General features: G+C 74.6%; 14 protein-coding genes. 7 read left to right on the top strand and 7 right to left on the bottom strand.

All coding sequences use genetic code 11. The annotated features are described in order from the left end of the window. Positions 1-135 precede the first annotated feature (135 nt). From OG802_RS00865 to OG802_RS00845, 5 genes are all read right to left on the bottom strand, one after another. On the bottom strand, positions 136-645 hold the full coding sequence (locus OG802_RS00865) for a hypothetical protein (protein ID WP_329406144.1): 510 nt from the start codon (positions 643-645) through the stop codon (positions 136-138). Positions 646-991: 346 nt separating this feature from the next. Next, positions 992-1,291, bottom strand: a complete 300-nt coding sequence (locus OG802_RS00860; RefSeq protein ID WP_329406142.1) for a hypothetical protein — start codon at positions 1,289-1,291, stop codon at positions 992-994. Positions 1,292-1,355: 64 nt separating this feature from the next. Continuing rightward, entirely contained in the window at positions 1,356-2,210 is an 855-nt protein-coding gene (locus tag OG802_RS00855) for a mycofactocin-coupled SDR family oxidoreductase (RefSeq protein WP_329406140.1), read from the bottom strand. A gap of 282 nt (positions 2,211-2,492) precedes the next feature. Next, the gene (locus tag OG802_RS00850; protein ID WP_329406138.1) at positions 2,493-2,882 is read right to left on the bottom strand and encodes a cold-shock protein; all 390 of its coding nucleotides are present in this window, start codon (positions 2,880-2,882) and stop codon (positions 2,493-2,495) included. Between the two features lie 71 nt (positions 2,883-2,953). After that, positions 2,954-4,651, bottom strand: coding sequence for a DHA2 family efflux MFS transporter permease subunit (locus OG802_RS00845; RefSeq protein WP_329406136.1), 1,698 nt, complete (start codon positions 4,649-4,651; stop codon positions 2,954-2,956). A 128-nt stretch (positions 4,652-4,779) separates the two neighbouring features. On the opposite strand from OG802_RS00845, the gene OG802_RS00840 reads away from it, so the two are divergent. After that, the gene (locus OG802_RS00840) at positions 4,780-5,553 is read left to right on the top strand and encodes a TetR/AcrR family transcriptional regulator (protein WP_329406135.1); all 774 of its coding nucleotides are present in this window, start codon (positions 4,780-4,782) and stop codon (positions 5,551-5,553) included. 91 nt (positions 5,554-5,644) lie between these two features. On the opposite strand, the gene OG802_RS00835 is transcribed toward OG802_RS00840, so the two are convergent. Then, positions 5,645-7,261 carry an AMP-binding protein gene (locus tag OG802_RS00835; protein WP_329406133.1) on the bottom strand — a complete coding sequence of 539 codons (1,617 nt, stop codon included), beginning with the start codon at positions 7,259-7,261 and terminating at the stop codon, positions 5,645-5,647. 89 nt (positions 7,262-7,350) lie between these two features. On the opposite strand from OG802_RS00835, the gene OG802_RS00830 reads away from it, so the two are divergent. Beyond that, positions 7,351-7,596 carry an acyl carrier protein gene (locus tag OG802_RS00830; protein ID WP_329406131.1) on the top strand — a complete coding sequence of 82 codons (246 nt, stop codon included), beginning with the start codon at positions 7,351-7,353 and terminating at the stop codon, positions 7,594-7,596. A 38-nt stretch (positions 7,597-7,634) separates the two neighbouring features. Here the strand turns inward: OG802_RS00830 and OG802_RS00825 are convergent, their stop codons facing one another. Beyond that, the gene (locus tag OG802_RS00825) at positions 7,635-8,591 is read right to left on the bottom strand and encodes an ACP S-malonyltransferase (RefSeq protein WP_329406129.1); all 957 of its coding nucleotides are present in this window, start codon (positions 8,589-8,591) and stop codon (positions 7,635-7,637) included. 242 nt (positions 8,592-8,833) lie between these two features. On the opposite strand from OG802_RS00825, the gene OG802_RS00820 reads away from it, so the two are divergent. The 5 genes from OG802_RS00820 (at position 8,834) to thiO (ending at position 25,958) form a co-directional block, all read left to right on the top strand. Next, complete coding sequence (locus OG802_RS00820) at positions 8,834-10,438, top strand: AMP-binding protein (protein WP_329406126.1); 1,605 nt, start codon at positions 8,834-8,836, stop codon at positions 10,436-10,438. A 241-nt stretch (positions 10,439-10,679) separates the two neighbouring features. Beyond that, positions 10,680-21,686 carry a type I polyketide synthase gene (locus OG802_RS00815; RefSeq protein WP_329406121.1) on the top strand — a complete coding sequence of 3,669 codons (11,007 nt, stop codon included), beginning with the start codon at positions 10,680-10,682 and terminating at the stop codon, positions 21,684-21,686. A gap of 56 nt (positions 21,687-21,742) precedes the next feature. Continuing rightward, positions 21,743-22,333 carry an FcoT family thioesterase gene (locus OG802_RS00810; protein WP_329406118.1) on the top strand — a complete coding sequence of 197 codons (591 nt, stop codon included), beginning with the start codon at positions 21,743-21,745 and terminating at the stop codon, positions 22,331-22,333. 68 nt (positions 22,334-22,401) lie between these two features. Beyond that, entirely contained in the window at positions 22,402-24,720 is a 2,319-nt protein-coding gene (locus OG802_RS00805) for a type I polyketide synthase (RefSeq protein WP_329406114.1), read from the top strand. Positions 24,721-24,830: 110 nt separating this feature from the next. Beyond that, positions 24,831-25,958, top strand: coding sequence for a glycine oxidase ThiO (gene thiO, locus OG802_RS00800; RefSeq protein WP_329406111.1), 1,128 nt, complete (start codon positions 24,831-24,833; stop codon positions 25,956-25,958). The last annotated feature ends 20 nt before the right edge of the window (positions 25,959-25,978 follow it).

Below are 25,978 nucleotides of genomic sequence, written 5' to 3'. Positions count from 1 at the left end.
GCGGGGACAGCGGCCGACCCTGAAGCGGCCGGCCGGGAAGACGTCCGGCCGTCCGGCCGGTCCGGCCCCCGTCGGACCGGGCCGGGCGGAGACCGGACGGGGTGAAGGAACAGGGGGCCTTCTCGCCTCAGGACGCTATTCACCTCGTCCCGACGGCAGTTGGCCCCCGCCGTGTCCCGTCCCGCCCTCTCCCGTCCCGCGCCGTCCCGTTCCGCCCCGTCCCGTTCCGCCCCACTCCGCCCCGGCCCGGCCCGAGAGGCGGAACGCCGTGAGGTTCAGTACCTCCTGCGTCAGCCCCGCGGCCGAGCGGAGGGCGCCGGAGTCGAGGGGTCGGCGGGGCCCCGAGACGCTCGCGACGAGGCGGCGGCACTGCTCCGGGATCGACTCGGCGAGGGTGGTCGCGGGTCCCGGCTGGAGTACGGCGGGGGTGGCGCGCTGGCGCCGGGCGACGCCCGCGGCGATCACGTCGGCGAAGAGTGCGCCGGGCCCGAGGCCGAGCACGGCGCGGACGCCGAGGCCCGCGGCGGCCACGTCGTCGAGCCAGGGCGCGACATGGCGGTCGAGGTCCAGCCCGTGGGGGCGGTAGCCGGGAGGGCGTCCCAGGGCCTGCCACACGGTGTGCTCGGTGTCCAACAGCGGTGCCACGGCACGGAGATCGGCGCCCGGCGGTCCGAGAAGGGGACGTCCGACCACGAGGATCAGTTCGCTCGACTGTCCGCGGAGCAGTTCCTCCCAGCAGCCGAGAGGGCGCCCGCGCCGGCCTTCTGCCACATGCATGGTCGCCTCGCATGCGTACGCCGCTCGTCGGGGACGAGCGGGCGGGGAGCGGAGCGGTGCGGGACAGGGGACGCGGAAACCGTGCGCCCGCCCCCGACGGGGGATGGAGAGGGCGAGTCGCACGGTTTCCACGGGCCCGGTGGGCGCCTCGGGCGGGCCTGCCGGCCCGGTGGCGCCTTCGGCGGACCTGCGGGTCGGGCCGATGGACGTCGGGTCAGACGCGCTGCCCGGTCACCGTCATCCGGCCGAAGCTCCCCGCGATGGTCGCGCCCGTCAGGTTGTCCTCGGCGACGATCAGGTCGAAGTCCATCTTCATGGGCATCGGGCGCGTCATGTTGATGGTGAACTGGGCGCGGTCGCCCTCCAGCCGCCCGTTCTCGATGCCCACCGTGCTGCCCATCGCCGTCGCGGTGCCGGTGAGCGCCCCGCCGTTGCGCGTGACGTCGATGCTGCCCTCCTGGGGGCCGATGGGGGAGGCGATGGTGATGGACCACTTGCCGTCGATGGCGCTCATGAGTTCTCCATACTGGGTTGGTGGCCGGGATGGCCGGGTGGGGCGACGGACCTTCTCCGGAGGTTCAGCGTTCGATCTGCCGCTGCGCCAGGGCGCCGGCGTCGATCTTCAGCTGTACGCCGGTGAGGTACCGCGATTCGTCCGAGGCCAGGTAGACCACGGCGTGGGAGATGTCGGTCGGGTCCAGCAGCGGAACACCCATCGCGTGGAAGTTCCGGAACAGGATCTCCGCGTCGGCCTCGGTGGGATGCTCGAGGTCGGGGCGGTAGGTGCGGTACGTGGACTCGTTCTGCACCATGCGGGTCGCGACGTTGCCCGGGTGGACCGCGTTGACGCGGGTGCCCTTCGGGGCGAGCTGCACGGCGAGCCAGTTGACGTACTCGACGAGGGTCTTCTTGGCGAAGCTGTAGCCGTACCCGCCGGGCCCGGCGACGGCGTTGCCCGCCAGCTCCGGTGCCAGGCCGGCGACCGAGCCCATCACGATGACCGACGCGCCGTCGGCGAGATGGGGGAGCGCGGCGTGCACGGTGGAGATGGTGCCGAGCAGGTTGACGTCGACGGTGTCGGTGAACGCGTTGAGCGGCCGGTCCATGCCGACGGGGCTGATGCCGGCGTTGGCGACGACCGCGTCGAGCCGGCCGAGCTCCTCGACCGTCTCGGCGAACGCCCGGTCGAGTGCCGCACGGTCGCGGATGTCGACCTGCCGGACCGCGGCGCGCCGTCCGCACTTCCTGACCAGGTCGGCCGTCTCGTCGAGTTCCGAACCCGTCGACATGCCGTAGTCGGCGACGGGGATGTCCCGGCAGATGTCGAACGCGATGATGTCCGCCCCCTCCTCGGCCAGGCGCAGCGCGTGGCTGCGGCCCTGTCCGCGGGCGGCGCCGGTGATTGCGACGACCTTGCCATCGACCCGGCCCATGATTCGCCTCCGTAGGCACTGGAAGTGGTTGCGTGTGCGCGGTGGTGCGGCGGCACGGTGGTGCGGTGTCACGGTGGTGCGGCGGCCCGCTCGGCGTGCCGGCGAGGTGCCGTTCGCCGCGCCCCCGGGCCTCTTTATAGCCACGTGCGCCGAGGGCGGACGACCCCTAGGTTGCCGATCACCGCAGACCTAGGGGTCGTCAGGTCGGCGGATTCGCCCGGTGGTCGCGCCGGCGGCCCTCGCGTGGCCGTTCCGGCGGTCCCGGCGCGGTGGTCGCGACGGTCAGTCGGGCACCCAGCCGTGACCGCGGGCCACGCGCAGCAGCCGCTCGCGCAGCCGGGCGATCTGGGCTGCCGTCACCGACGGGGCGCAGAAGATGATCGCGTCGGTGAACTCCTGGAGGAGTTCGGCGGACGTGACGCGCCGGTCGGCGGCTGCGGACGTCGTCCCGGCGGTTCCGGCGGACGGCTCCTGGGGGAGGGGCCGTACGTTGAAGGCCCGCAGACCCCGCTCGCTCTCGGTCTCCTCGAACTGGACGGGCACCCCGGGGGTGATGAGGTGCCGATCGCAGAGGATGTCGTTCGCGTGCATGAAGGCGTCCTCACCCGATGGTCGGCTGACGAAGCCGTAGCCGTGCACGCTGTCGAAGCTCACTACTCGACCTTCAGGCATGGGTTCCGCCATTCTGTGAGGGGGATCGGCACGCCGCGGGCTCGTCGGGGACGATGTCCGTGCGGCCCTGATCAGCTGCCCGTGCTCCGGTCGGGGCTGGAGGGCACCTCTCCCGGACGGCCCGCGGGGGCCGGCACCGTCGGGCTGTCGCCGCCGCCCAGGGCTGCTGCCTCCTCCGGATGGTGGGCGAGGTAGTCGCCCAGGCCGGGGAACTCCTCCTCGAAGTCCTCCGGGTACTCGGCCGGCGCGTTCCGCAGGGTGATCAGCGCCGTGACCGCGACGAGGCCGAGGATCACCACGTTGAGCAGGACGGCGCTGTGCAGACCCCGCATGAAGGCGGCGTCGGCCGCGTCGATGATGGCGGAGGCCGTCTTCTCGGGCAGCGTGGCGGTGGCCTGGAGGGCGCCGCCGAGGGAGTCCTTCGCCGCTTCGGCCACCTGCGCGGGGGTGTTGTCGGGCAGCTTCAGGGTGTGGGTGTAGCGGTTGTTCAGGATGGTGCCGAGGACCGCCATGCCCAGCGCGCCGCCCAGTTCGGCGGCCGTGGTGGCCAGGGCGGCCGCGGCGCCGGAGCGCTCCTTGGGCGCGCTGTTGACGATGGTGTCCGAGGTGACGGTGAAGGTGGACACGGCGCCGATCGCCTGGAGGACGACCGGGATGATGACGATGCCGTAGCTGGTGTCGACCTTCAGGGTGCCGTAGAAGGCCATCGCCCCGGCGCCGACCGCGAGACCGAACGCGCACAGCTTGGCCCGCCCGATCTTCGGCACCAGCATGGCGATCATCGGGGCCACGATGATGGCCACGCCGGCGGGCGGCAGCATCGCGAGGCCCGACTTCAGCGGCGACCACCCGTGCACCAGCTGGAAGTACTGGCTGAGCAGCAGGGTCGTGCCGATGAAGGCGAACAGGGCGAAGGTGTTGGAGGCGACGGCGCCGGAGAACGCCATGCTCTTGAAGAGCTTGACGTCGATCAGCGGATGCTCCATGCGCACCTGTTTCAGCCCGAAGGCCACGAGGCCGGCGACGCCGATCGCCGCGGCGATCAGCACCCGCTTGTCGCCGAAGCCGTCGTGCACGGACTCCTGGATGGCGTAGACGATGCCGACGATGCTGACGATCGACAGGACGACGCTGACCGGATCGATCCGGCCGGGCAGCGGGCTGCGGGACTCCGGGACCACCACGACCGCCACCGAGAACAGCAGGACCATGATGGGGACGTTGATCAGGAAGACCGATCCCCACCAGAAGTTGTTGAGCAGCGGGCCGGCGATGACCGGTCCGATCGCCATGCCGCCGCTGATCATGGCGGCCCAGACGCCGACCGCGGTGGTGCGCTCCTTCGGGTCCGTGAAGATGTTGCGGATGATGGAGAGCGTGGTCGGGTAGACCGTCGCGCCGGCGACGCCGAGCAGCGCCCGCCCCCCGATCAGCCACGCCGGCGAGTCCGCGTAGGCGCAGAGCACGGACGCCGCGGCGAAGGCGAAGGAGCCGGCGAGCAGCAGCTTCTTGCGGCCGATCCGGTCGCCGAGGTTACCCATGGTCACCAGCAGGCCGGACAGGGCGAGACCGTAGATGTCCGCGATCCAGAGAACCTCGGTGGACGTAGGCTGCAGGTCCTTGATGAGTGAGGGGATGGCGAGCTGCAGGACGGTAAGGTCAACGCTCAACAACAGTGCGGCCATGCAGATCACGACAAGCGCCACCCAGCGGCGACCACCGAGTTCAGGCGGCGGGGCCAGGCGGGGAGCGGTTGGAGAGGTAACCATCGGAGTCTCCGGCTTCTACGCGGGAATTCGACGAGCACGGTAACTGTGTATGCCGTACTCGCTTGTGTAAGCTATACGCAGAAGTGTGGAGCGGTCAATCGCTCGGCACTGGATGAGCTGGAGTGTCTGTGTCGAAACAAGACAGCGATGACTTCTCTCGGACCCTTGAGCTGCTGTGGGGCGGGCGAGGGGCGTCGGCGCGCGGGCCCAAGCCGGCGCTGACCGTCGAAGGCATCGTCGAGTGCGCCATCGGGATCGCCGACCGGGAGGGCTTCTCCGCCGTCTCGATGCAGCGGGTGGCCAAGGAGCTGGGCCGCAGCACGATGTCGCTGTACCGCTACCTCCCGGGGAAGAACGACCTGGTCAGCCTCATGATCGACGCCGCGCTCGGCGAACCGCCGATCCTGGACGACGCCATCGGCGACTGGCGCGCCAAACTCGAGGTGTGGGCCCACTGCTACCTGGTGGTCCTCAACGACCACCCCTGGGCCGTGACCGCGGCGACCTTGGGCCGGGCCATGGGCCCCAACGAACTCGGATGGCTCGAATCCGGCGTCTCCGCTCTCGCCGGGACGGCCCTGAGCGGCAGCGAGAAGACCGACGCGGTCGTCGCCGTCAACAGTCACGTCCGGAGCTGGGTGCAGTACGTGGGCAACACGCCCGCCGACCCGGAGGCCGACCTCTCGAACGAGTCCTGGGGCACCGCCATCGCCGGCCTGGTCCGTGATCACAGCGAGCGCTACCCCGCGCTGCTCGAGGCCATGGAGTCCGGCGCCTTCGACCCGGCGGACGACGGCGGCCCGGCGTTCGGCCTGCGCGTCGTGCTCGACGGCATCGGCGTACGGATCGCCGAACGCGACACGACGAAGAGCCGCCCCCGCCGCACCGCCCGCCAGCCCTGACTCACCCGCGGCACGGCCCTGACCCGCCGCGGCCGGCACGCCCCGGCCCCCGGCCGGCCCGGCCCCCCGGGGTCAGCCCGCCCCCGTCCGGTCACCCCCGCGCAGGTTGCTTCCGTCCGGATCCCGGCCCGCCCGCCCCGGCCCGCGAAGGACTCCTGTCCGCGCCGTCCGGCCGGACGAGAGCCTGCGCGGCGAGCGCCTTGCGGTCGGTCTTCCTGTTCGAGTTGAGCGGGAACTCCGCCAGGCGCCGGAACTCACGCGGCAGCGCGCCGCCGGGCAGCAGCGGCCTGAGATGCCGCAGGAAGGCGGCCGGCGCGACCGGCTCCCCGGTGTAGAAGACCACCAGCTCGAGGGAGTCGTCCGCCGGACGGGCCACCGCCACCGCGTCGCTCACCCCCGGACACGTGCGCGCCGCGTCGTCGACCTCCGCCAGCTCCACCCGGAGACCCTTGATCTGCACCTGCGAGTCGAGCCGCCCCACATAGGCGAACTCGCCGGCCGTGCGCACCACCCGGTCACCCGTGCGGTACCAGGTGCGCCCGTCCGCGACGAAGAACCGCCCCGCACCGTCCTGCGCGTCCAGATACCCCGGCGTCAACTGCGCCCCGCTGACGCAGAGTTCACCGCCCTCGTCACTCTCCTCGCCGTCGGCGTCCAGCATCCGCGCCCGCAGCCCCCCGTGCAGGGCGCCGATCGGCACGATCCCGTTGACCGCGAGCCCGGGGGAGGTCCGCGCCGACCAGCGGTGGACGCTCACCGTGATCGTCAGCTCGGTCGGACCGTAGAGGTTCTCCACCACGCCGCGGCCCACCGCCCGCTGCCAGTCCGCCGCGTCGGCGCACTTCAGCGCCTCACCCGCGAAGAAACTCCACCGCAGCCCCGGCATCGAGCCCGGCGTGAGCCCGCCGGTGCGCCGCACCAGGGCGATGGCGCTGGGCGTGGAGAACCACACCGTGATGCCCCGCTCCCGGACGAACCCCGGCAGGTCGAGATAGGCGGTCGGCGGGACCGGGTGCACACAGGAGCCCGCACCCCAGGCGCAGAACAGGTCGAAGATCGCGCAGTCGAAGTTCAGCTCGACCGTCTGGGCGAAGGCGTCGCCGGCGCCGAAGTCGTAGCGCGCGTCGACCTGCGCGAAGTAGTGCAGGAAATTGGCGTGCGTCAGCGGCACCCCCTTGGGCCGGCCGGTGGAGCCCGAGGTGAACAGCACGTAGGCGATGTCGTCGGGGGCGACCGCGCTCGGCTCCGGCAGGGCGTCGCCCGGCTCCTCCCGCACCAGGCCGGCGGCCGCCCCGGCGCCGCCGGACAGGTCCGGGCACAGCACGGGCAGGTCGAGACCCGCCTCCCGCACCGTGACCAGGCCGTCCGGGTCGGCGATCACCGCCTCGACCTCCGCCGCCCGCAGCATCTGCCCGATCTGCCCGGCCGGCCACCGCACATGCAGCGGCACCGCGGCCGCCCCGCAGTAGAGCGCGGCGAGCACCCCCGCGTAACCGGTACGGTTCTTGTCCGCGAGCACCGCCACCCGCCGCGGACGCCGCCCGAGCCGGCGAACGAGCGCACCCGCCCAGCGCAGCGCGACGTCGTGCAGCTCGCGGTACGAGTACTGCTCCGCCGCACCCAGCCACAGCGCGGGACGGTCGGGGGCCGCGCGCAGACCGCCGAGGAAACGATGGTGCAGCCCGGCGTCCGGTACCGGCTCGGTCATCGTCGTCTCCAGCCGCAATTAGGGGTTGTTGCCCGATCGGGGGCGCCCGTAGGTTGGCGCCGAATTCGCCGAGCCAGAAGGGCCCGACCATGTGGGATTCCGAGTTCGAGCAGCTGCTGCGACGGCACACCCCGTTCATCGGGCCGGACGAGCCGCTCACCGAAGACCTGCCCCTGAAGGACCTGGGGCTCGACTCCATGGCCACCGTCGAGCTGCTCGCCGAACTCGAGGCGGCCTACGGCGTGCGCTTCAGCAACGACGCCATGAGCATGGAACGCTTCGCCACCCCCGGAAAGCTGTGGCAGACCCTCACCGAGGTGCAGGCCCCGGCCTGAGGCACGCGCCGGCGGTCCGACCGCCGGCGCCCGCCCGCTCACGTCCTGCCCGCCGGCAGCCGGCGGACGGGCGGCACCAGAGCACGCCGGGCGGTGAGCGTGGTCACCGTGAAGTTGTCGGTGCTCGCGCGCACCCGGCCCCACAGGCTGTCCTGGCCGGCGACGACCAGCTCGCTCACCCCGCGGGCCCGCAGCGCCGCCACCACACGGAGCCAGCGCACCGGCGCCACGATGCCGTCCAGCACCATGTCCCGCACCTGCCCCGCCGTACGGACCTCGCCGCCGTCGTGGTCGTCGACCAGCGGCAGCACCGGGTCGGTGAACACCAGTCGCGAGAACACCTCGCGGTCCACCTCCTCGCGCAGCGCGGCGAACGACGGCGAGTGCATGGGCGGACGCATCGTGGCGAGCGGCAGACCGCCACACGCCCGCATCCGCTCCACCAGCCACGGCAGCCGCGCCTCACGCACCGACACGATCGCGAAGTCCGAGTCGACGTAGCAGGCCACGTCATGCCACTCGTCCCGCGCCCGCAGCTCGCCGAGCACCGCCTCCAGCTCCGCCGCCGGGAGCCGCGCGCAGGACTGCGACACCGTGTCCGTGTGGTGCTCGGCGAAATACCGCTCGACGCACGCACTCCATCCCGCCGTCATCCGCACCGCGTCGGCCACACCCACCGCGCCCGCGTACACCGCGGCCGGCATCCCGCCGAAGCTCGGCCCGACGACGACGTCCGGCCGCAGCCCGGAGCGCAGCTCCGCGTCCCGGGCCAGCGCCAGGCAGCTCACCAGGAACGACACCCGGGAACTCTCCGTGAACCGCCCGTCCTCGTCCCTGTACCGGTCCAGCAGGTGGTATCCGAGCGTGTCGCTCGCCTCGGCGACCAGCGCTCTGGCCGATCTGCCGAGCATCAGGAACTTCGCGAGGTCGGCATACGGCGTGACGCTGATTCCGGGGAAGACGATCGCCGTACCGGTCGCTCTTGCGTTGTCCACGCACCCTCCAGTTCGGCCGGTCAACGGCGGGCCGGCGCTTCGTCCAGCCGCCCGCACGCCTCGTCGTGCCGAGTTTCCAGACGCCCGCAACCGCACAGAACCCCTAGCGTCCCCTAAGCCCCGGAAGGCCGCTGCGAACGAGCTGCCGGGCCGACGCGCATTCACTACATTCGGCGCCCGGAACGTGCCGCGCACTTCCCCGCGCGACACACCGCCGACCCCGTCCGCCGACAGGAGAACCCGTGACGCCGCAGCCCCCGCCCTCGGTCCGCTTCGCCTGCGCCACCGACGAGAACGACAACCTGCGCGGCTATCTGCTGGCCGCGGCAGCCACCACCCCCGACGCCCCCGCCCTGGTGGAACGCGCGCCCGACGGCGGCCTGCGCACCTTCACCTACGCCCAACTGGAAAGCCTCGTCGACGCATACGCGGACGGCCTGGACCGCCTCGGACTGGACGTCGGCGAGCGCGTCGTCGTGCAGTCCCACCACTGCTCGTCCGCCGTGGCCGTGCTGCTGGCCTGCGCGACGCTGGGGCTGCCGTTCGTCCCCGTCGCCCCGGACCTGCCCGACGAGCGCCTCGCCCTCATCGTCGACAGCGCACGGCCGGCCCTGTTCCTGCAGTTCGGCGACGACGTCCGCGGCCGACTGCCCGACACCCTCGGCACCGGCCGCTTCGGGGACGGCGGCCTGCGCATCGACCGGTCGCCGCGCCCCGGCCCACGGGTGCGCAACGGCGTGACGCCCACCGACCCCGTCTACATCATCTTCACCTCCGGCACCACCGGCCGCCCCAAGGGCGTGGTGATGACCCACCGGGGCGTGCTGGCGTTCCTGCGCGGCGTGCGGCGGCTCGGCTTCGTCGCCCCCGGAGACCGGGTCGCGACCACGTCCCCCCTTCAGTTCGACTTCTCGCTCGTCGACACCGGCATGGCCCTGGGCTGCGGCGCCACCATCGTCCCCGTGCCGCGCGACGAACTCGGCTGGCCCCGCCGCTTCCTGGACTTCCTGACCGAGGCCGACGTCAGCCAGGTGCACGGGGTCCCGTCCATCTGGCGGCCCGTGCTGCGCACCGCGCCGGCCGAACTGGGCGCGATGAGGTCGCTGCGGCGGATCGTCTACTCCGGTGAGGAGTTCCCCCTGCCGGAGATGCGCCGCCTGTCCGAGCTGCTGCCGCGGGCGCAGATCGTCAACGGCTACGGCGCCACCGAGTCGATGGCCGCCTCCCTCACCGCCGTGCCCACCCCCCTGCCCGACACCCTGGAACGTCCCTCCATCGGCTGGGCGCACCCCGGCGCGGAGATGACCCTGGTCGACGCGGCCGGCCGGGCGGTCACCGAACCCGGACGCACCGGCGAGATCTACCTGCGCAGCCCGGCCCTGTTCAGCGGCTACTGGAACGACCCCGAGGCCACCGCCGCCGCGCTCGTGCCCGACCCCTTCCAGCCCGCCTCCGGCCAGATCGTCTTCCGCACCGGCGACCTCGCCTACCGCGGCCCGCAGGGCGAGCTGTACTTCTGCGGCCGCGTCGACTCCCAGGTCCAGGTGCGGGGCAACCGGGTGGAACTCGGCGAGATCGAACGCCGGTTGCAGCAGCACGAGGGCGTCGCCTCGGCCGTCGTCGTCCTCGACGAACGAGACGACGCCGAGCCGGTGTTGAGCGCCTTCCTGGTGCGCGCCGACAGCGCGGCCGGCCAGGCGGCGACGGCGGCCGCCGTCCGCGCCTTCTGCGCCGCCACCCTGCCCTCCTACATGCTTCCGCACGGCGTCCACTTCGTCGGCGACATCCCGCTGACCGTCAACGGCAAGGCCGACCGCCGCGCCCTGCTGGCCGGCGTCCCGCGCTGACACGCCCCGCTCGCCCCGCTCGGCCCACGCGGGGAACGGTTCCGGCCGCGGGCCGGGGCGGGCCGGCCGACGCGCCGGCGGCGGGAGTCGCACCGCGGCGGGCGGGCGACCACCGGCGCGGGCGGCATAGGGGGAGTCCTCCCAATCGCAGGGGTGGGGCGGATTCTCGCCGAAAGCTACCGTCGAGCGGCGAGACGCGCCGCCCCTCCCGTCGGAACCCGAGTGTCGAGGTGACAGCCCAGTGATCCCCGCCGATGACGCCGGCTCCCACGTGGAGCACGGTGCCACCACTCCTCAGCCGACCGCCCCGACGAACACCGCCCCGACGAACACCGCCGGGGCGAGCAACACCGTGGCGAGCGCCGTCGCGACGAGCGCGGAACTGACCCGGCTGCTGCGCGAGCAGCTGCACGAGATCCGGCTGCGCACCGACCCGCGGGCCGACGGCGAGATCGACCCCGAACTCCCGTTCCGCGACCTCGGCATCGACTCCCTCGGCCTGGTCGAACTGCACGCCCGGCTGGTCGCCCGCACCGGGCTCGACCTGCCCGTCACCGTCGGCTTCGAGTACCCGCGGCCCGCCCTGCTGGTGCGCTACCTGCGCTCCCGGCTCCTCGGCACGCCCGACGAGGCGCCCGAGCCGGAGCCGCACCGGGGCGGCGCCGACGACCCGATCGCCATCGTCGGCATCGGCTGCCGCTACCCCGGCGGGATCGGCTCGCCCGACGACCTGTGGCACGTCGTCGCCGGCGGCGAGCACGTCGTCGGCGACTTCCCCGACGACCGCGGCTGGGACCTCGACGCCCTCTTCGACCCCGACCCCGACGCACCCCGCACCAGCTACGTCCGCAAGGGCGGATTCCTGCCCGGCGCGGGCGACTTCGACGCGGAGTTCTTCGGCATCGGGCCGAAGGAGGCCGTCGCCATGGACCCCCAGCAGCGTCTGGTCCTGGAGACCGCCTGGGAGGCGCTGGAACACGCGCGCATCGACCCGACCACGCTGCGCGGCAGCCGCTCCGGCGTGTTCGTCGGCGTCGAGCCGCACGAGTACGGCCCCCGCACCCACGAGGCCCCCGACGGCGTCGACGCCCACCTCCTCCTCGGCAACCTGCCCAGCGTCGTCTCCGGGCGCGTCGCCTACACCCTCGGCCTGGAAGGGCCGACCCTGACCGTCGACACCGCCTGCTCCGGCTCCCTCACCGCCCTGCACCTCGCCGTGCAGGCACTGCGCCGCGGCGAATGCGGCCTGGCCCTGGCCGGCGGCGTCGCCGTCATCTCCAGCCCCGGCACGTTCACCACCTTCAGCAGACAGCGCGGCCTGGCCGCCGACGGCCGCTGCAAGGCCTTCGCCGCCGAGGCCGACGGCACGGCCTTCGCCGAGGGCTCCGGCATGCTCGTACTCGAACGGCTCGACGACGCCGTCAAGGCCGGGCACCCCGTCCTCGCCGTGGTGCGCGGCACCGCCATCAACCAGGACGGCGCGAGCAACGGTCTCACCGCCCCCCGGGGCGAGGCCCAGAAGAAGGTCATCCGCCAGGCCCTCGCCGACGCCGGCCTCACCGGCGACCAGGTCGACGCCGTCGAGGCGCACGGCACCGGCACCCGGCTCGGCGACCCCATCGAGGCCCGCGCGATCCTCGACACCTACGGCCGCGACCACTCGGCCGGGGACCCGCTGTGGCTCGGCTCGGTGAAGTCGAACATCGGGCACACCGGCGCGGCCGCGGGCGTCGCGGGCGTCATCAAGGCGGCGATGGCGATGCGGCACGGCGTGCTGCCCGCCACCCTGCACGCCGAGAACCCGACCCCGCACGTGGACTGGTCGGCCGGCACCGTACGGCTCGCCACCACCTCCCGGCCGTGGGAGCCGCGCGAGGACCGCCCGCGCCGCGCCGCGGTGTCCTCCTTCGGCGCGAGCGGCACCAACGCGCACGTCGTCCTGGAGGAACCGCCCGCCCGCCCCGCCCCGACCCCGCAGCCCGACGCCCAGGGGCCCGTCCCGCTGCTGCTCAGCGCCCGCAGCGAGGCCGCGCTGCGCGCACAGGCCGCACGCCTCGCCGAGCGGCTCACCGGACAGCCCGCCGAGGACACCGACCTGCGCGACGTGGGCTACTCCCTCACCGCCACCCGCGCCGCCCACGACCACCGGGCCGTCGTCCTCGCCGACGACGCGGACCAGGCCCGCACGGCGCTCGCCGCGCTCGCCGCGGGGGAGCGGCCCACCGGCCGCGCCGACCGGGGCGCGCTCGCCGTCCTGTTCACCGGCCAGGGCTCCCAGCGCCTGGGCATGGGCCGACGGCTGCACGAACGCCACCCCCTGTTCGCCCACCACTTCGACGTCGTCGCCGACCACATGGACCTGCTCCTCGACCGGCCGCTCGCCGACGTCGTGTTCGCCGCCGAGGGCAGCCCGGCGGCGCAGCTCCTCGACCGCACCGAATACGCCCAACCCGCCCTGTTCGCCCTGGAGGTGGCCCTCTACCGCCTCCTCGAATCGTGGGGACTGCGCCCCGACTTCGTCGCCGGGCACTCCGTCGGCGAACTCGCCGCCGCCCACGTGGCCGGGGCGCTCTCGCTGCCCGACGCCGCGATGCTGGCCGTCGCGCGCGGCCGGCTGATGCAGGAACTCCCGCCAGGCGGAGCCATGGCCGCGCTGACCGCGAGCGAGGACGAGGTGCTGCCGCTGCTCGGCGACACCGTGTCCGTCGCCGCCGTCAACGGCCCCACGTCCGTCGTCGTCTCCGGCGCCGAGGCCGAAGTCGCCCGCATCGAGGCCCACTTCGCCGGCCTGGGCCGCCGCACCCGGCGGCTGCGCGTGTCGCACGCCTTCCACTCGCCGCTGATGGAGCCGATGCTCGACGAGTTCCGGCGCCTCGCCGAGGCCATGACCCACACCGCCCCGGGCATCCCGGTCGTCTCCACCCTGACCGGCGAACCGGCCGTCCCCGACGCCGGCCACTGGGTACGGCACATCCGCGGCACCGTGCGCTTCGCCGACGCCGTACGCCACCTGTACGACGCCGGAGTCACCACCTTCCTGGAGGTCGGCCCCGACGCCGTCCTCACGGCCCTGACCCCCGCCTGTCTGCCCGACACCGCGGACGACGTCGCCGCCCTGGCCACCCTGCGCGCCGGCCGCGACGAGGAGAGCGACCTGCTCGACGCGGTCGGCGCGGCCTGGGTGCGCGGCGCGACCGCCGACGGCGCCGGACTGTTCCCCGACGCCCGCGCCGTGCCCCTGCCCACCTACGCCTTCCAGCACCGCCGCTACTGGCTCGACCTCCCGGCCGCATCCGGAACCGGCGGCGCCGGCCTCACGCGCTTGAACCACCCCCTGCTCACCGGCGAGATCACCCTCGCCGACGGCGAGGGCACCCTCCTGACGGGCCTGCTGTCGGCGCGCGCCCAGCCCTGGCTGCGCGACCACGTCATCGCCGGGGACCGGATCCTGCCGAGCACCGGCTGGCTGGAGCTGGTGCTGCGGGCCGGCCTCGCCGTGGACTGCCCGCGCGTCGACGAACTCCTCGTCCTGACGCCCCTCACGCTGAGCGGCGACGCGTCCGTCCCCGTGCAGATCCGCGTCGCCGCCCCCGGCCCCGACGGGCGCCGACAGATCCGCGTCTCGTGCCTGGACGCCGCGACCGAGAGCTGGGTCACCCACGCCCGCGCCACCGTCACCGCCGCCGAACGGCCCGGGACCGGTGATGCGTCCGCACCGGGCGACGACGCTCCCGAGGCGTGGCCGCCGCCTGGCGCCGAACCTCTCGACCTCGGCGCCTTCTACGCCGACCGCGCCGACGCCGGCTACGCCTTCGGTCCCGCGTTCCGCAACCTGCGGGCCGCCTGGCGGCTGGGCGAGCAGGTCCTCGCGGAGGTGGGCCTCGACGACACCGCGCGCACCGGGGCCGAACGCTTCCTCGTCCACCCCGCCCTGCTGGACTCGGCCTTCCACGCCGCCGACTTCCTGCCCGCCCCCGACACGGGCGGCACCCGCATCCCCTTCTCCCTCGACGGCGTCACCGTCCACGCCCCCGGCGCCACCTCGCTGCGCGTCCGGCTCGCGCGCGACGCCACCGGACTGCGCGCCGAACTGAGCGACGCCGCCGGCGGACCCGTCGCCACCGTCGAGACCGTCGTCGAACGCCCCCTGGGCGACGCCCGCCCCCACCGGCCCCTCTACGAAGTGCGGTGGGAGCCGACACCGGCCGGCACCGGAACGCCCCGGCTGGCCCTGGTCGGCGCCCCGGCCGTACCGCTGCCCGGTGAGACCTACCCCGATCTCGCCGCCCTGCGGACCGCGCTCGCCGACCGGGCCGAAGCGCCCGACGCCGCCGTGGTGTTCGTCCGCACCGGCGAGGACTCCACCCCGGCCGCCGCCCGCTCCGCAGCCCTGCGTACCCTCGCCCTGCTCCAGGAGGCGCTCGACTCCGGCCTCGGCACGCTGCGGCTCGTCCTCGTCACCGAGAACGCCGTCGCGACCGGAGCCGCCGCCCTCGACGGACTGGCCGCCGCCCCCGTCTGGGGCATGGTCCGCGCGGCCCAGGCCGAACACCCCGGACGGTTCGTCCTCCTCGACGCCGAACCCGGCTGCACACCGCAGCAGTTGCTCGCCGCGCTCACCGCCGCCCTCGACCCCGCCCGGGGCGAGGACCAGCTGGCCGTCCGCGACGGCGCACCGCACGCGGCCCGCCTGACACGCATGCCCGAAGCCGACCGCGACGGTAACGGCGACACCCCCGCGCCCTGGACCGACGGCACCGTCCTCGTCACCGGCGGCACCGGCGGCCTCGGCCGCCACGTGGCCCGCCACCTGGTCGCCCGGCACGGCGCCCGCTCCCTGATCCTGACCAGCCGCTCCGGCGAACGCGCCCCCGGAGCGGCCGAGTTCGCCGAGGAACTGCGCGCCGCCGGCGCCCGCGTCCGCGTCGAGGCATGCGACGTCGGCGACCGCGAGGCCGTGAACCGCCTCCTCGCCGGCGTCGACCCCGACCGGCCGCTGACCGGCGTCGTGCACGCGGCCGGCGTCGTCGCCGACGGCGCCGTCACCACCCTCGGCCCCGCCCAGGTGGACAGCGTCTTCACCGCCAAGGTCGACGGCGCCTGGCACCTGCACGAACTCACCCGCGACGCCGGCCTCGGCGCCTTCGTCCTGTTCTCCTCGGCCGCCGCCACCATGGACGCGGCCGGCCAGTCCAACTACGCCGCCGCCAACGCCTTCCTCGACCGGCTGGCCGAGCACCGCCGGGCCCTCGGCCGGCCCGCCACCTCCCTGGCCTGGGCCCTGTGGGCCGGCGACGAGGGCATGGGCGGCCGGCTCGACGAGGTCACCCTCCGCCGCACCCAGCGCTCCGGCGTGATCGCGCTGACCGCAGAACAGAGCCTCGCCCTGTTCGACGACGCCCTCACCCGCGACACCCCGGTGATGCTGCCCCTGCGGCTCGACCTGCCCGCCCTGCGGGCCCGCACCGGCCCCCTCCCCTCCGTGCTCGCCGCCCTCGTCCCCCGCAGACCGCGCCCCACGACCTTGGCCGGCCCCGCCGGCGGCGAACTCGCCCGCCGCCTCGCCGCCCTCACCGAACGCGACCGCCGCCCGCTCGTCCTGGACCTCGTCACCCGCCACGCCGCCGCCGTCCTCGGACACGAGCACGCCGACGCCGTCGACCCACGCCGCCCGTTCAGCGAGGTGGGCTTCGACTCCCTCGGAGCCATCGAACTGCGCAACGCCCTCGGCGCGGCCACCGCACTGCGGCTGCCGTCCTCCCTGATCTTCGACTACCCGACCCCGTCGGCCCTCGCCGACCACGTGCTCGCCCTGCTCGCCCCGGAGCCCGCCGAGGACACCGCACAGGAGACGGCAGCCCCCTCCGACGACGACCCCATCGCCGTCGTCGGCATGGCCTGCCGCTACCCCGGCGGCGTCTCCACCCCCGAAGAGCTGTGGCAGCTCGTCGCCCACGGCGTCGACGCCGTCTCGCCGTTCCCCGTCAACCGCGGCTGGAACACCGCCGAACTCTTCGACCCCGAGATCGGCCGCACCGGCAGGACCTACGTCCGCGAAGGCGGCTTCCTCCACGACGCCGCCGACTTCGACGCCGACTTCTTCGGGATCAGCCCCCGCGAGGCCGTCGCCACCGACCCGCAGCAGCGGCTGCTCCTGGAGACCTCCTGGGAGGCCGTGGAACGCGCCGGCATCGACCCCGGCAGCCTGCACGGCAGCCGCACCGGCGTCTTCGCCGGCGTCATGTACCACGACTGGGCCAGCCGCCTGCGGGACGTCCCCGACGACCTCGCCCCCTACCTCACCAACGGAAGCTCGGCCAGCGTCGCCTCCGGACGCGTCGCCTACGTCCTCGGCCTCGAAGGACCCGCCGTCTCCGTCGACACCGCCTGCTCCTCCTCCCTGGTCGCCATGCACTGGGCGATGCAGGCACTGCGCCGGGGCGAGTGCACTCTCGCCCTGGCCGGCGGCGTCACCGTGATGGCCACCCCCGAGACCTTCACCGACTTCAGCCTCCAGCGCGGCCTGGCCGTCGACGGCCGCTGCAAGTCCTTCGCCGACGCCGCCGACGGCACCGGCTGGGGCGAGGGCGCCGGCATGCTGCTCCTCGAACGCCTCTCCGACGCCCGCCGCAACAACCACCCCGTCCTCGCCGTCGTCCGCGGCTCCGCCGTCAACCAGGACGGCGCCTCCAACGGCCTGACCGCCCCCAACGGCCCCTCCCAGCAACGCGTCATCCAGCAGGCCCTGGCCGCCGCCGGCCTCGGCCCCGCCGACGTCGACGCCGTCGAGGGACACGGCACCGGCACCCGGCTCGGCGACCCCATCGAAGCCCAGGCCCTGCTCGCCACCTACGGCCGGGACCGCCCCGGCGACCCGCTCTACCTCGGCTCCATCAAGTCCAACATCGGCCACGCCCAGGCGGCGGCGGGCGTCGCCGGCGTCATGAAGATGATCCTGGCCATGCGCGCCGGCGTCCTGCCCGCCACCCTGCACGTCGACGCCCCCTCCACCCAGGTCGACTGGAGCGACGGCCGCGTCGAACTGCTCACCCGCTCACGCGGCTGGCCGCGCGCCGGCCGCCCGCGCCGCGCCGCCGTGTCGTCCTTCGGCGTCAGCGGCACCAACGCCCACGTGATCCTGGAGGCCGTCGAACCGCCGCCCGCGCGCACCGCCCGCACCCCGGCGGGACCGGTCTGCTGGCCGCTGTCCGGACACAGCGAACAGGCCCTGCGCGACCAGGCCGCCCGCCTGCACACCGCACTCCGGGACGACGACACGATCGCCGTGGGCGCGGTCGCCCGCAGACTCGCCCTCGGCCGCGCCGCCCTGCCCCACCGGGCCGTGGCCGTCGGCGCCCGACCGGCCGAACTCCTCGCCGCACTGGCCGAGATCGCGGCCGGGCGGGCCGCCGTGACCGGCCGCGCGAGGCCCGGCCGGGTCGGCTGGCTGTTCACCGGACAGGGCTCCCAGTGGGCCGGCATGGGCCGGGGCCTGCACACCCACTGCCCGCCCTTCCGCGACGCCTTCGACGCCGCCTGCGCCGCCCTCGACCGGCACCTCGCCTCCCCGCTGCGCGACGTCCTGTGGGACACCGGCGGCAGCGGCGACCTGGACCGCACCCAGTGGACCCAGCCCGCCCTGTTCGCCGTGCAGGCCGGCCTCGCCGGCGCGCTGCGGCACTGGGGGCTGCGCCCCGACGCCGTCCTCGGCCACTCCATCGGCGCCCTGTGCGCCGCCCACACCGCCGGAGTCCTCGACCTCGACTCCGCGGCCCGCCTGGTCGCCGCCCGCGGCCGCCTCATGCAGGCCCTGCCCGGCGGCGCCATGCTCGCCCTCAACACCACCGAGGAGCACGCCGCCCGGCTGACCAAGGACCTCGCCCTGGACCTCGCCGCCGTCAACACGCCCGGCTCCGTCGTCGTCTCCGGCCCCGAACACGCCGTCCGACAGGCCGCCGAACGGGCCGCCGCGGACGGCGTACGACACAAGCGGCTCGCCGTCTCCCACGCCTTCCACTCCCGGATGACCGAGCCGATGCTCGCCGACTTCGCCGAGGTCGCCGCGAGCGTCGACTACCGCGAACCCGAACTCACCGTCGTCTCCGACGTCACCGGCCGCCCGGCCGGCCCCGGCGAACTCACCGACCCCGCCTACTGGGTCGAGCACGTCCGCCGCACCGTCCGCTTCGCCGACGGCGTCACCGCCCTCCACGACGGCGGCGTGACCCGCTTCGTCGAGATCGGCCCCGACGCCACCCTCACCGCCCTGGCCCGCGAGACCCTCGCCGACACCGAGGGAACGGCCTTCGTGCACCTCCAGCGCGCCGGCCGCGACGAGGCCACCGAACTGGCCACCGGCCTGGCCACCGCCTTCACCGCGGGCCTGGAGCCCGACTGGGCCGCGGTCCTCGCCGACACACCCGACGACCCCGGACTCGTCCTGCCCACCTACGCCTTCCAGCGCCGCCGGTTCTGGATCGACGCCGGCGCCCCGCCCCTCGACGCCGGCGCCGCCGGCCTGGACGCCCTCACCCACCCGCTCCTCACCACCGCCGTGCCCGACCCCGGCACCGGCCGCACGGTCCTCACCGGACGCGTCGACGCCGGAAAACACCCCTGGCTCGCCGACCACGCCGTCCACGGCGTCACCCTCCTGCCCGGCACCGGCTTCGTCGAACTCGCCCTCGCGGCGGGCGAGAAGTGCGGGGCGCCCGCCGTCGAGGAACTGACCCTGGCGGCCCCGCTCGTCGTGCCCGCCGACGGCTCCGTCACCGTCCACGTCGCCGTCGGCGAACCCGACGCCGCCGGCTCGCGCACCGTCACCGTCCACTCCCGAGCCGACGGGCGCACGGACTGGACCCGGCACGCCGGCGGCTCGCTCGGACCCGCGCCCGAGACCCCGCCCGCCGCCCCGGCGGCCTGGCCCCCGCCGCACGCCACGGCCCTCGACGTCACCGACGCCTACGCCCGGCTCGCCGACCAGGGCTACCACTACGGCCCGCTCTTCCAGGGCCTGCGCGCCGCCTGGGCCGACGGCGAGAACCTGTACGCCGACGTCGCGCTGCCCGACACGGCCGACGCCGGACGCCACCGGCTGCACCCCGCCCTCCTCGACGCGGCCCTGCACGTCGAGTCGCTCGGCGGTCCGCATTCCGGCGAGACCCTCATCCCCTTCGCCTGGCAGGGCGTCCACGTGCACCGACCGGGCAGCGCCGCCGTCCGCGTCCACCTGCACCGGGCCACCGGCGCCGAACACAGCTCCCTGCACCTGTACGACACCGACGGCGCACCCGTCGCCACGGTGCGCTCCGTGCACGGCCGCCCGGTCAGCGAACAGCAGCTCGCCGACGCCCGGCGCAGCCCCCTGCACCGCGTCGAATGGAAGCACCTCGACGTCCCCGCCGACGATGGCAGCCCCACCACGGCCGGCCCGCCCGGAGCCTGCTTCGGACTCACCCCCGCCGCCCCCGACATCGCCTCGCTCGCCGCCCTGCCCGGCACCCCGCCCCCACTGGTGCTGCTCGCCTGCCCGGCGCACGACACCGACCTGCCGGCAAGCCTCCACACCGTCACCGCCCACGTCCTGGGCGAGGTCCAGCGATTCCTCGCCGCGCCCGCCCTCAACGGGAGCCGGCTGGTCGTCGTCACCGGCGGTCTCGCCGCGGGCGCGGTCGCCGGACTGGTCCGCGCGGCCGAGGCCGAACACCCCGGACGCTTCGGCCTGATCGACGTCGACACCGAACCGGCCTCGCACGCCGCCGTTCCCGCGGCCGCCGCCCGCGGCGCCTTCGAGGTCCGCGTCCGCGACGGCCACTGCTCCGTACCCCGCTTGGCCCCGGTGACCGGCCCCGCACCCGACCCGCGGCCCCTCGACCCCGAGGGCACCGTCCTCGTCACCGGCGGGACCGGCGGTCTCGGCGCGATGCTCGCCCGCCACCTCGTCACCCGGCACGGCGCACGCCACCTGCTCCTGGCCAGCCGCCGCGGCCCCGCCGCCGACGGCGCCGACCGCCTCACCGCCGACCTCCAGGCCCTCGGCGCCACCGTCCGCATCATCGCGGCCGACCTCGCCGACCGCGACGCCACCGCCGACCTGCTCGACGGCATCGACCCCCACCACCCCCTCACCGCCGTCTTCCACCTCGCCGGCACCCTCGACGACGCCCTCCTCACCGACCTCACCCCCGACCGCACCCACCCCGTCCTGCGCGCCAAAGCCGACGCCGCCTGGCACCTCCACGACCTCACCCGCCACCACCCCCTCACCCACTTCGTCCTCTACTCCTCCGCCAGCGGACTGGTGTCCGGAGCGGGCCAGGCCAACTACGCCGCCGCCAACACCTTCCTCGACGCGCTCGCCGCCCACCGGCAGGAGACCGGACTGCCCGGCCAGTCCCTCGCCTGGGGACTGTGGGCCGAGGCCGACGGCATGGGCGGCACACTGTCCGCCGCCGACCTCACCCGACTCGAACTCGCCGGCAGCGCCGCCCTGTCCACCGCCGAGGGCCTGGCCATGCTCGACGAGGCACTGACCCGCCCGGACGCCCTGCTCGTCCCGCTCACCCTCAACCCCGCGGCTCTGCGGGCCGGCTACGACCAGCTGCCCGCCGTGCTCAAGGACCTCGTCGCCCCGCCGGCCCGGCAGTCCGACACCACCGGCGACGCCCCCGTCCCGGCCGCCGCCGACGAACCCCTCACCCGGCGGCTCGCCGCCCTCGACCCCGACCAGCGGCCCGCCCTCGTCCTCAACCTCGTACGGCAGCACGTCGCCCACGTCCGGCACGACGACCCGGCCGCCATCGATCCCGAGACGCCGTTCACCGCCTTCGGCATGGACTCGCTCGCCGCGATCGAACTGCGCAACGGCCTCAGCGCCGCCATCGGAACCCGGCTGCCCGCCACCATGACCTTCGACTACCCGACCCCGGCCGACCTCGCCGGATTCCTGCTCGCCGAACTCGCCCCGGACGTCGACGCCCTGGCCGCCGAGCACGCCGACGACGAGCTGCGCGCCAGGATCGCGGCCATCCCGCTGTCCGCCCTGCGCACCGCCGGACTCCTCGACGCCCTCCTGGAACTCGGGGACCCCGACCCCGCCGGGACAACCGCCGCGACGATGCCCGACACCACGACGCCCGACACCACGCCGGACGACCCCGCCGAAGAACCCCCCACCCCCGCCACCGCGCTGCGCGACATGAGCGTCGAGGAACTGCTGCTCGCCGCCCGCCGCAACCACAGCAGCTGACCGGACCCCGATCCCGAAGCCCCGCACCGCCCCCGGACGAGCTGGAGACACGAGCCATGACGACATCCCCGGCGCGACCCGCGCAGCGCGCCGACAGCCCCACCGCCCGCCGCCTGCCCACCGACGAACCGCTGCTGCACCGGGTGCTCACCCCCTACCGCGCCAAGCGGTGCGAATACCTCAAGACCGCCGACGTCATCGTCGACGGCAACCCGAACGACGGCGGACGGCTCGCCGCCGAATGCACCTTCGAGATCCCCGAGTCGTGCTACATCGACGACACCGGCCACTTCAACTCCGTCGAGTTCAACATCTGCTACAACCAGATGGCCTACTACCTCATCGCCAAGTCCGTCCAGGACGCGCTCACCGAGCCGTTCAACCAGTGGGGCATGGACGACTTCTGGCACCGCCAGCTCGGCGACATCCTCATCACCGACTTCTCCAGCTCCTTCCGCGTGCCCATGCGCGGCCGCTTCTTCGAAGGGTCCATGGAGATCGTCGACATCGTCGCCTGGGACGCCAACGACATCCGCGACGCCCTCGTCGTCGTCAAGACCTCCTGCCGCTACCACGACGAACACGGCGGCGACTCCAAGGGCGACGTCACCGCGGCCATCACCAACCCGCCGCCCCTGAAGGGCTGACGCCAGGCACCGCTCCGGCACCGACTCGCACGGCACCCCCGGGTCCCCCTCTGCCACGAAGGAAGCCCATGACCGTCCCCGCTCTCCGCCCTGGCGAGACCCTCCACGGCGCCACCCACTCCACCGTCACCCCCACCACCGTCACGCCCTCCGCCGGCCACCGGTGCGCACACAGCGGGCACGGCACCGGACCCGCCGCCGCCCCGGCCGCCGCACCCCGCGCCTGGCCGCCCGCCGGCAGCGAACCCGTCGACATCCCCGACCTCTACGACCGGCTCACCGCCCGCGGCATGGACTACGGCCCCGCCTTCCGCCTCCTCCACGCCGCCTGGCGCCACGGCCCCGAGGTCTACGCCGAAGTCCCGCTCGCCAGCCCCGCCCCGCCCGCCACCGGCCTGCTCATGCACCCCGCCCTGCTCGACGCCGCACTCCACGCCGCGAGCATCCCCTTCCTCGACCGCAACGACGACGCCACCTACCTCCCCTTCGCCTGGCAGGGCGTCCGCGTGCACCGCCCCGGAGCCACCGCCCTGCGCATCCGCATCACCCCCACCGACGGCGACAACCTCACCCTGACCGCCACCGACACCGACGACCGGCCGGTCCTGTGCGCCCGCTCCCTCATGGTGCGCCCCGTCAGCCTCGAACAACTGCGCGGCACCGGCGCCTCCGGCGCACTCCTGCGCCCCGACTGGCAACCCCTCGCCGAAGTACCGGCACGCCCCGCGGCCGACGAGCCCTGGGCCTTCCTCGGCACCGACCACCTCGGCATCACCGGCGAACTCAAGGCCACCGGCAAATCCTTCGAGAACTACAGCTCCTTCCCCGCCCTCGACACCGCCCTGCGCCGAGGCGCCCCCGTCCCCTCCGTCGTCCTCGTCAGCTGCGCCGACGGCGGCGACGACGCCGACGAAGCACGAGCGCAGGCCCAGCGCTGCCTCGTCCTCGTCCAGGAATGGCTCACCGACGACCGCCTCGCCGACGCCCGCCTCGTCTTCGTCACCCAGCAGGCCCAGTCCTGCGAACCGGGCGAAAGCATCACCAGCCTCGCCGCCTCCGTCGTCTGGGGACTCGTCCGCAGCGGCCAGACCGAACAGCCCGGCCGCTTCGCACTCGTCGACATCGACGAGGCCGACGGCTCACGCCGCGCCCTCGTCTCCGCGGTCTCCGCCCTCACCGGCCCCGACGCCGTCCACGCCCAGCTCGCCGTCCGCCGCGGCAGCCTGCTGCGCCTGCGCCTGCAGCGCTCCCGCCCCGACGCCACCACCCGGCCACGCCGTGCCGAACGGGCCCACGGCACCGTCGTCCTGACCGGCGGCACCGGAGCCCTCGGCAGCGTCCTCGCCCGCCACCTCGCCGAACGCCACCGCGTGAGCCGCCTGCTGCTGCTCAGCCGCTCAGGACCGGACACCCCCGCCGCCCGCCGCCTCGTCACGGAACTGCTCGAACTCGGCGCCCACGCCACCGTCACCGCCTGCGACGTCGCCGACCCCGACGCGCTCGGCCGAGCCCTCGCCGACCTGCCCCCCGAGCACCCGCCCACCACGCTCATCCACGCCGCCGGCGTCACCGACGACGGCGCCGTCGGCACCATGACCCCCCGGCGCCTCGCCCGCGTCATGCGCCCCAAGATCGACGCCGCGCTCGCCCTGCACCAGGTCTCCCAGACTCTGCCCGGCGACTGTGAACTCGTCCTCTTCTCCTCCGTGAGCGGCATCGTCGGCGGCGCCGGCCAGGCCAACTACGCCGCCGCCAACACGTTCGTCGACGCCCTCGCCCAGCACCGCCGCTCCCACGGCCGGCACGCCGTCTCCCTCGCCTGGGGACTATGGGACGAAGCCGGCATGGGCGAACGGCTCGCCGCCGCCGACCTCAGACGCATGGAACGCGCCGGCCTCTCCGCCCTGCGGGTGTCCGACGGGCTCGCCCTCTTCGACGCCGCCCTCGGCCGCGACGACGCCGTCCTCGTCCCCGTCCAGCTGCACGAGCCCGCCCTGCGCGCCCACTCCCCGCAGATCCCCGACGTCCTGCGCGACCTGTGCCCCCCGAAACGCCACGACCCCGCACGCCCCGCCCGCCAGGCCGCCCCCGCCGACGCCGGCGAACTGCGCCGCACCCTCGCCGAACTGCCCGAGGCCGACCGCACCCACGCCCTCCAGCAGCTCATCCGCACCGAGGTCGCCGAAGTCCTCGCCTGCACAGGCCCCGACGACGTCGCACCCGACGCCGAATTCTCCGCCATCGGCTTCGACTCACTCACCACCGTCGACCTCAACCGCCGCCTGGCCGCCCTGACCGGACTGCGGCTGCCCGCCACGCTCCTGTTCGACTACCGCACCCCGGCCGCCCTGGCCGTCCACCTGCTGCGGCTCACCCAGCAGGACTGAGCGCTCCGCCCCGCGGAGCAGACCGAGCGTTCCGCCACGTGGTGCAGGGGCCCTTCGCACCTCCCTCCGCCCCGGCCCCCCGCCCCCGTCGCGGAGCGGAGGAGGAACCCATGCGCGTCATCATCGTCGGCGGCGGCGTCATCGGACTGGCGACCGCCTGGCGCTGCGCCCAACGCGGCGCCGACGTCACCGTCATCGACCCGGAACCCGGCGGCAAGGCCTCCCACGTCGCCGCCGGACTGCTCCCGCCCTCCGGCGACATGCTCATCGGCCAACCCGACTTCGCCCGCTTCGTCCTGCACTCCCGCGCCCTGTACCCCTCGTTCGCCGCCGAGGTCGCCCAGGCCGCCGGAACCCCGGTCGGCTTCCTGCGCAACGGCATCCTCGACGTCGCGTACGACGCCCGGGCCGCCGAAGGCCTGGACCGGCTGCGGCAGATGGCCGACGACTTCGGCGTCCGGTACCGGATGCTCACCCCGGACGACTGCCACCGCCTCGAACCCCACCTCGCCGCCGAGGCGCACACCGGCATGCTGTCGCCCGACGACGGCTCCATCGACCCCCGCGCCCTCACCCGCGGCCTCACCGCGGCACTCCGGCACGCCGGCGGACACCTCGTGAGGGAACGCGCCGCACGGCTCCTCCTCGACACCGACACCCCGGCCGTGCGGCTCAGCGGCGGCGCCCTCCTGCACGCCGACCGGCTCGTCCTCGCCGCCGGCCCGTGGACCCACCTGCTGCCGGGCCTGCCGGACGGACTCGTCCCCGAGATCAAGCCCTACAAGGGCCAGGTGATCCGCCTGCACGGCGACACGAGCGTCCACCACACCGTCCGCTGCGGCTACGAGGACCGCGCCGTCTACATCGCGCCGCGGACCGACGGCGAACTCGCCGTCGGCGCCACCTACGAGGACACCGGATACGACGAGCACGTCCGCGCCGAAGGAGTCGCGGACCTCCTCGAACGCGTACGCCGCGTCCTTCCGGCGGCCTCCCGCATGCGCTTCGCCGGCGCCGACGCCGGCCTGCGCCCCGGCTCCCCGGACGGCCGGCCGATCCTCGGACCGACGTCCCGCGACGACGTCCTGCTGGCCACCGGCCACCACCGCGTCGGCGTCCAGCTGACCCCCGCCACCGCCGAAGCGATGGCCGAGGCCGTCGTCACGGGCCGACTGCCGCAGATCGCGCGCCCCTTCGGCGCGGACAGGTTCGCGTCCACCGTGCCCACCCCGGCCTGACCCACCCGTCCTTCGTCCCA

It is taken from the genome of Streptomyces sp. NBC_00704 (assembly GCF_036226605.1).
In the GTDB taxonomy this organism is placed as follows: domain Bacteria; phylum Actinomycetota; class Actinomycetes; order Streptomycetales; family Streptomycetaceae; genus Streptomyces.
This window is presented reverse-complemented; position numbering and strand designations above follow the sequence as displayed.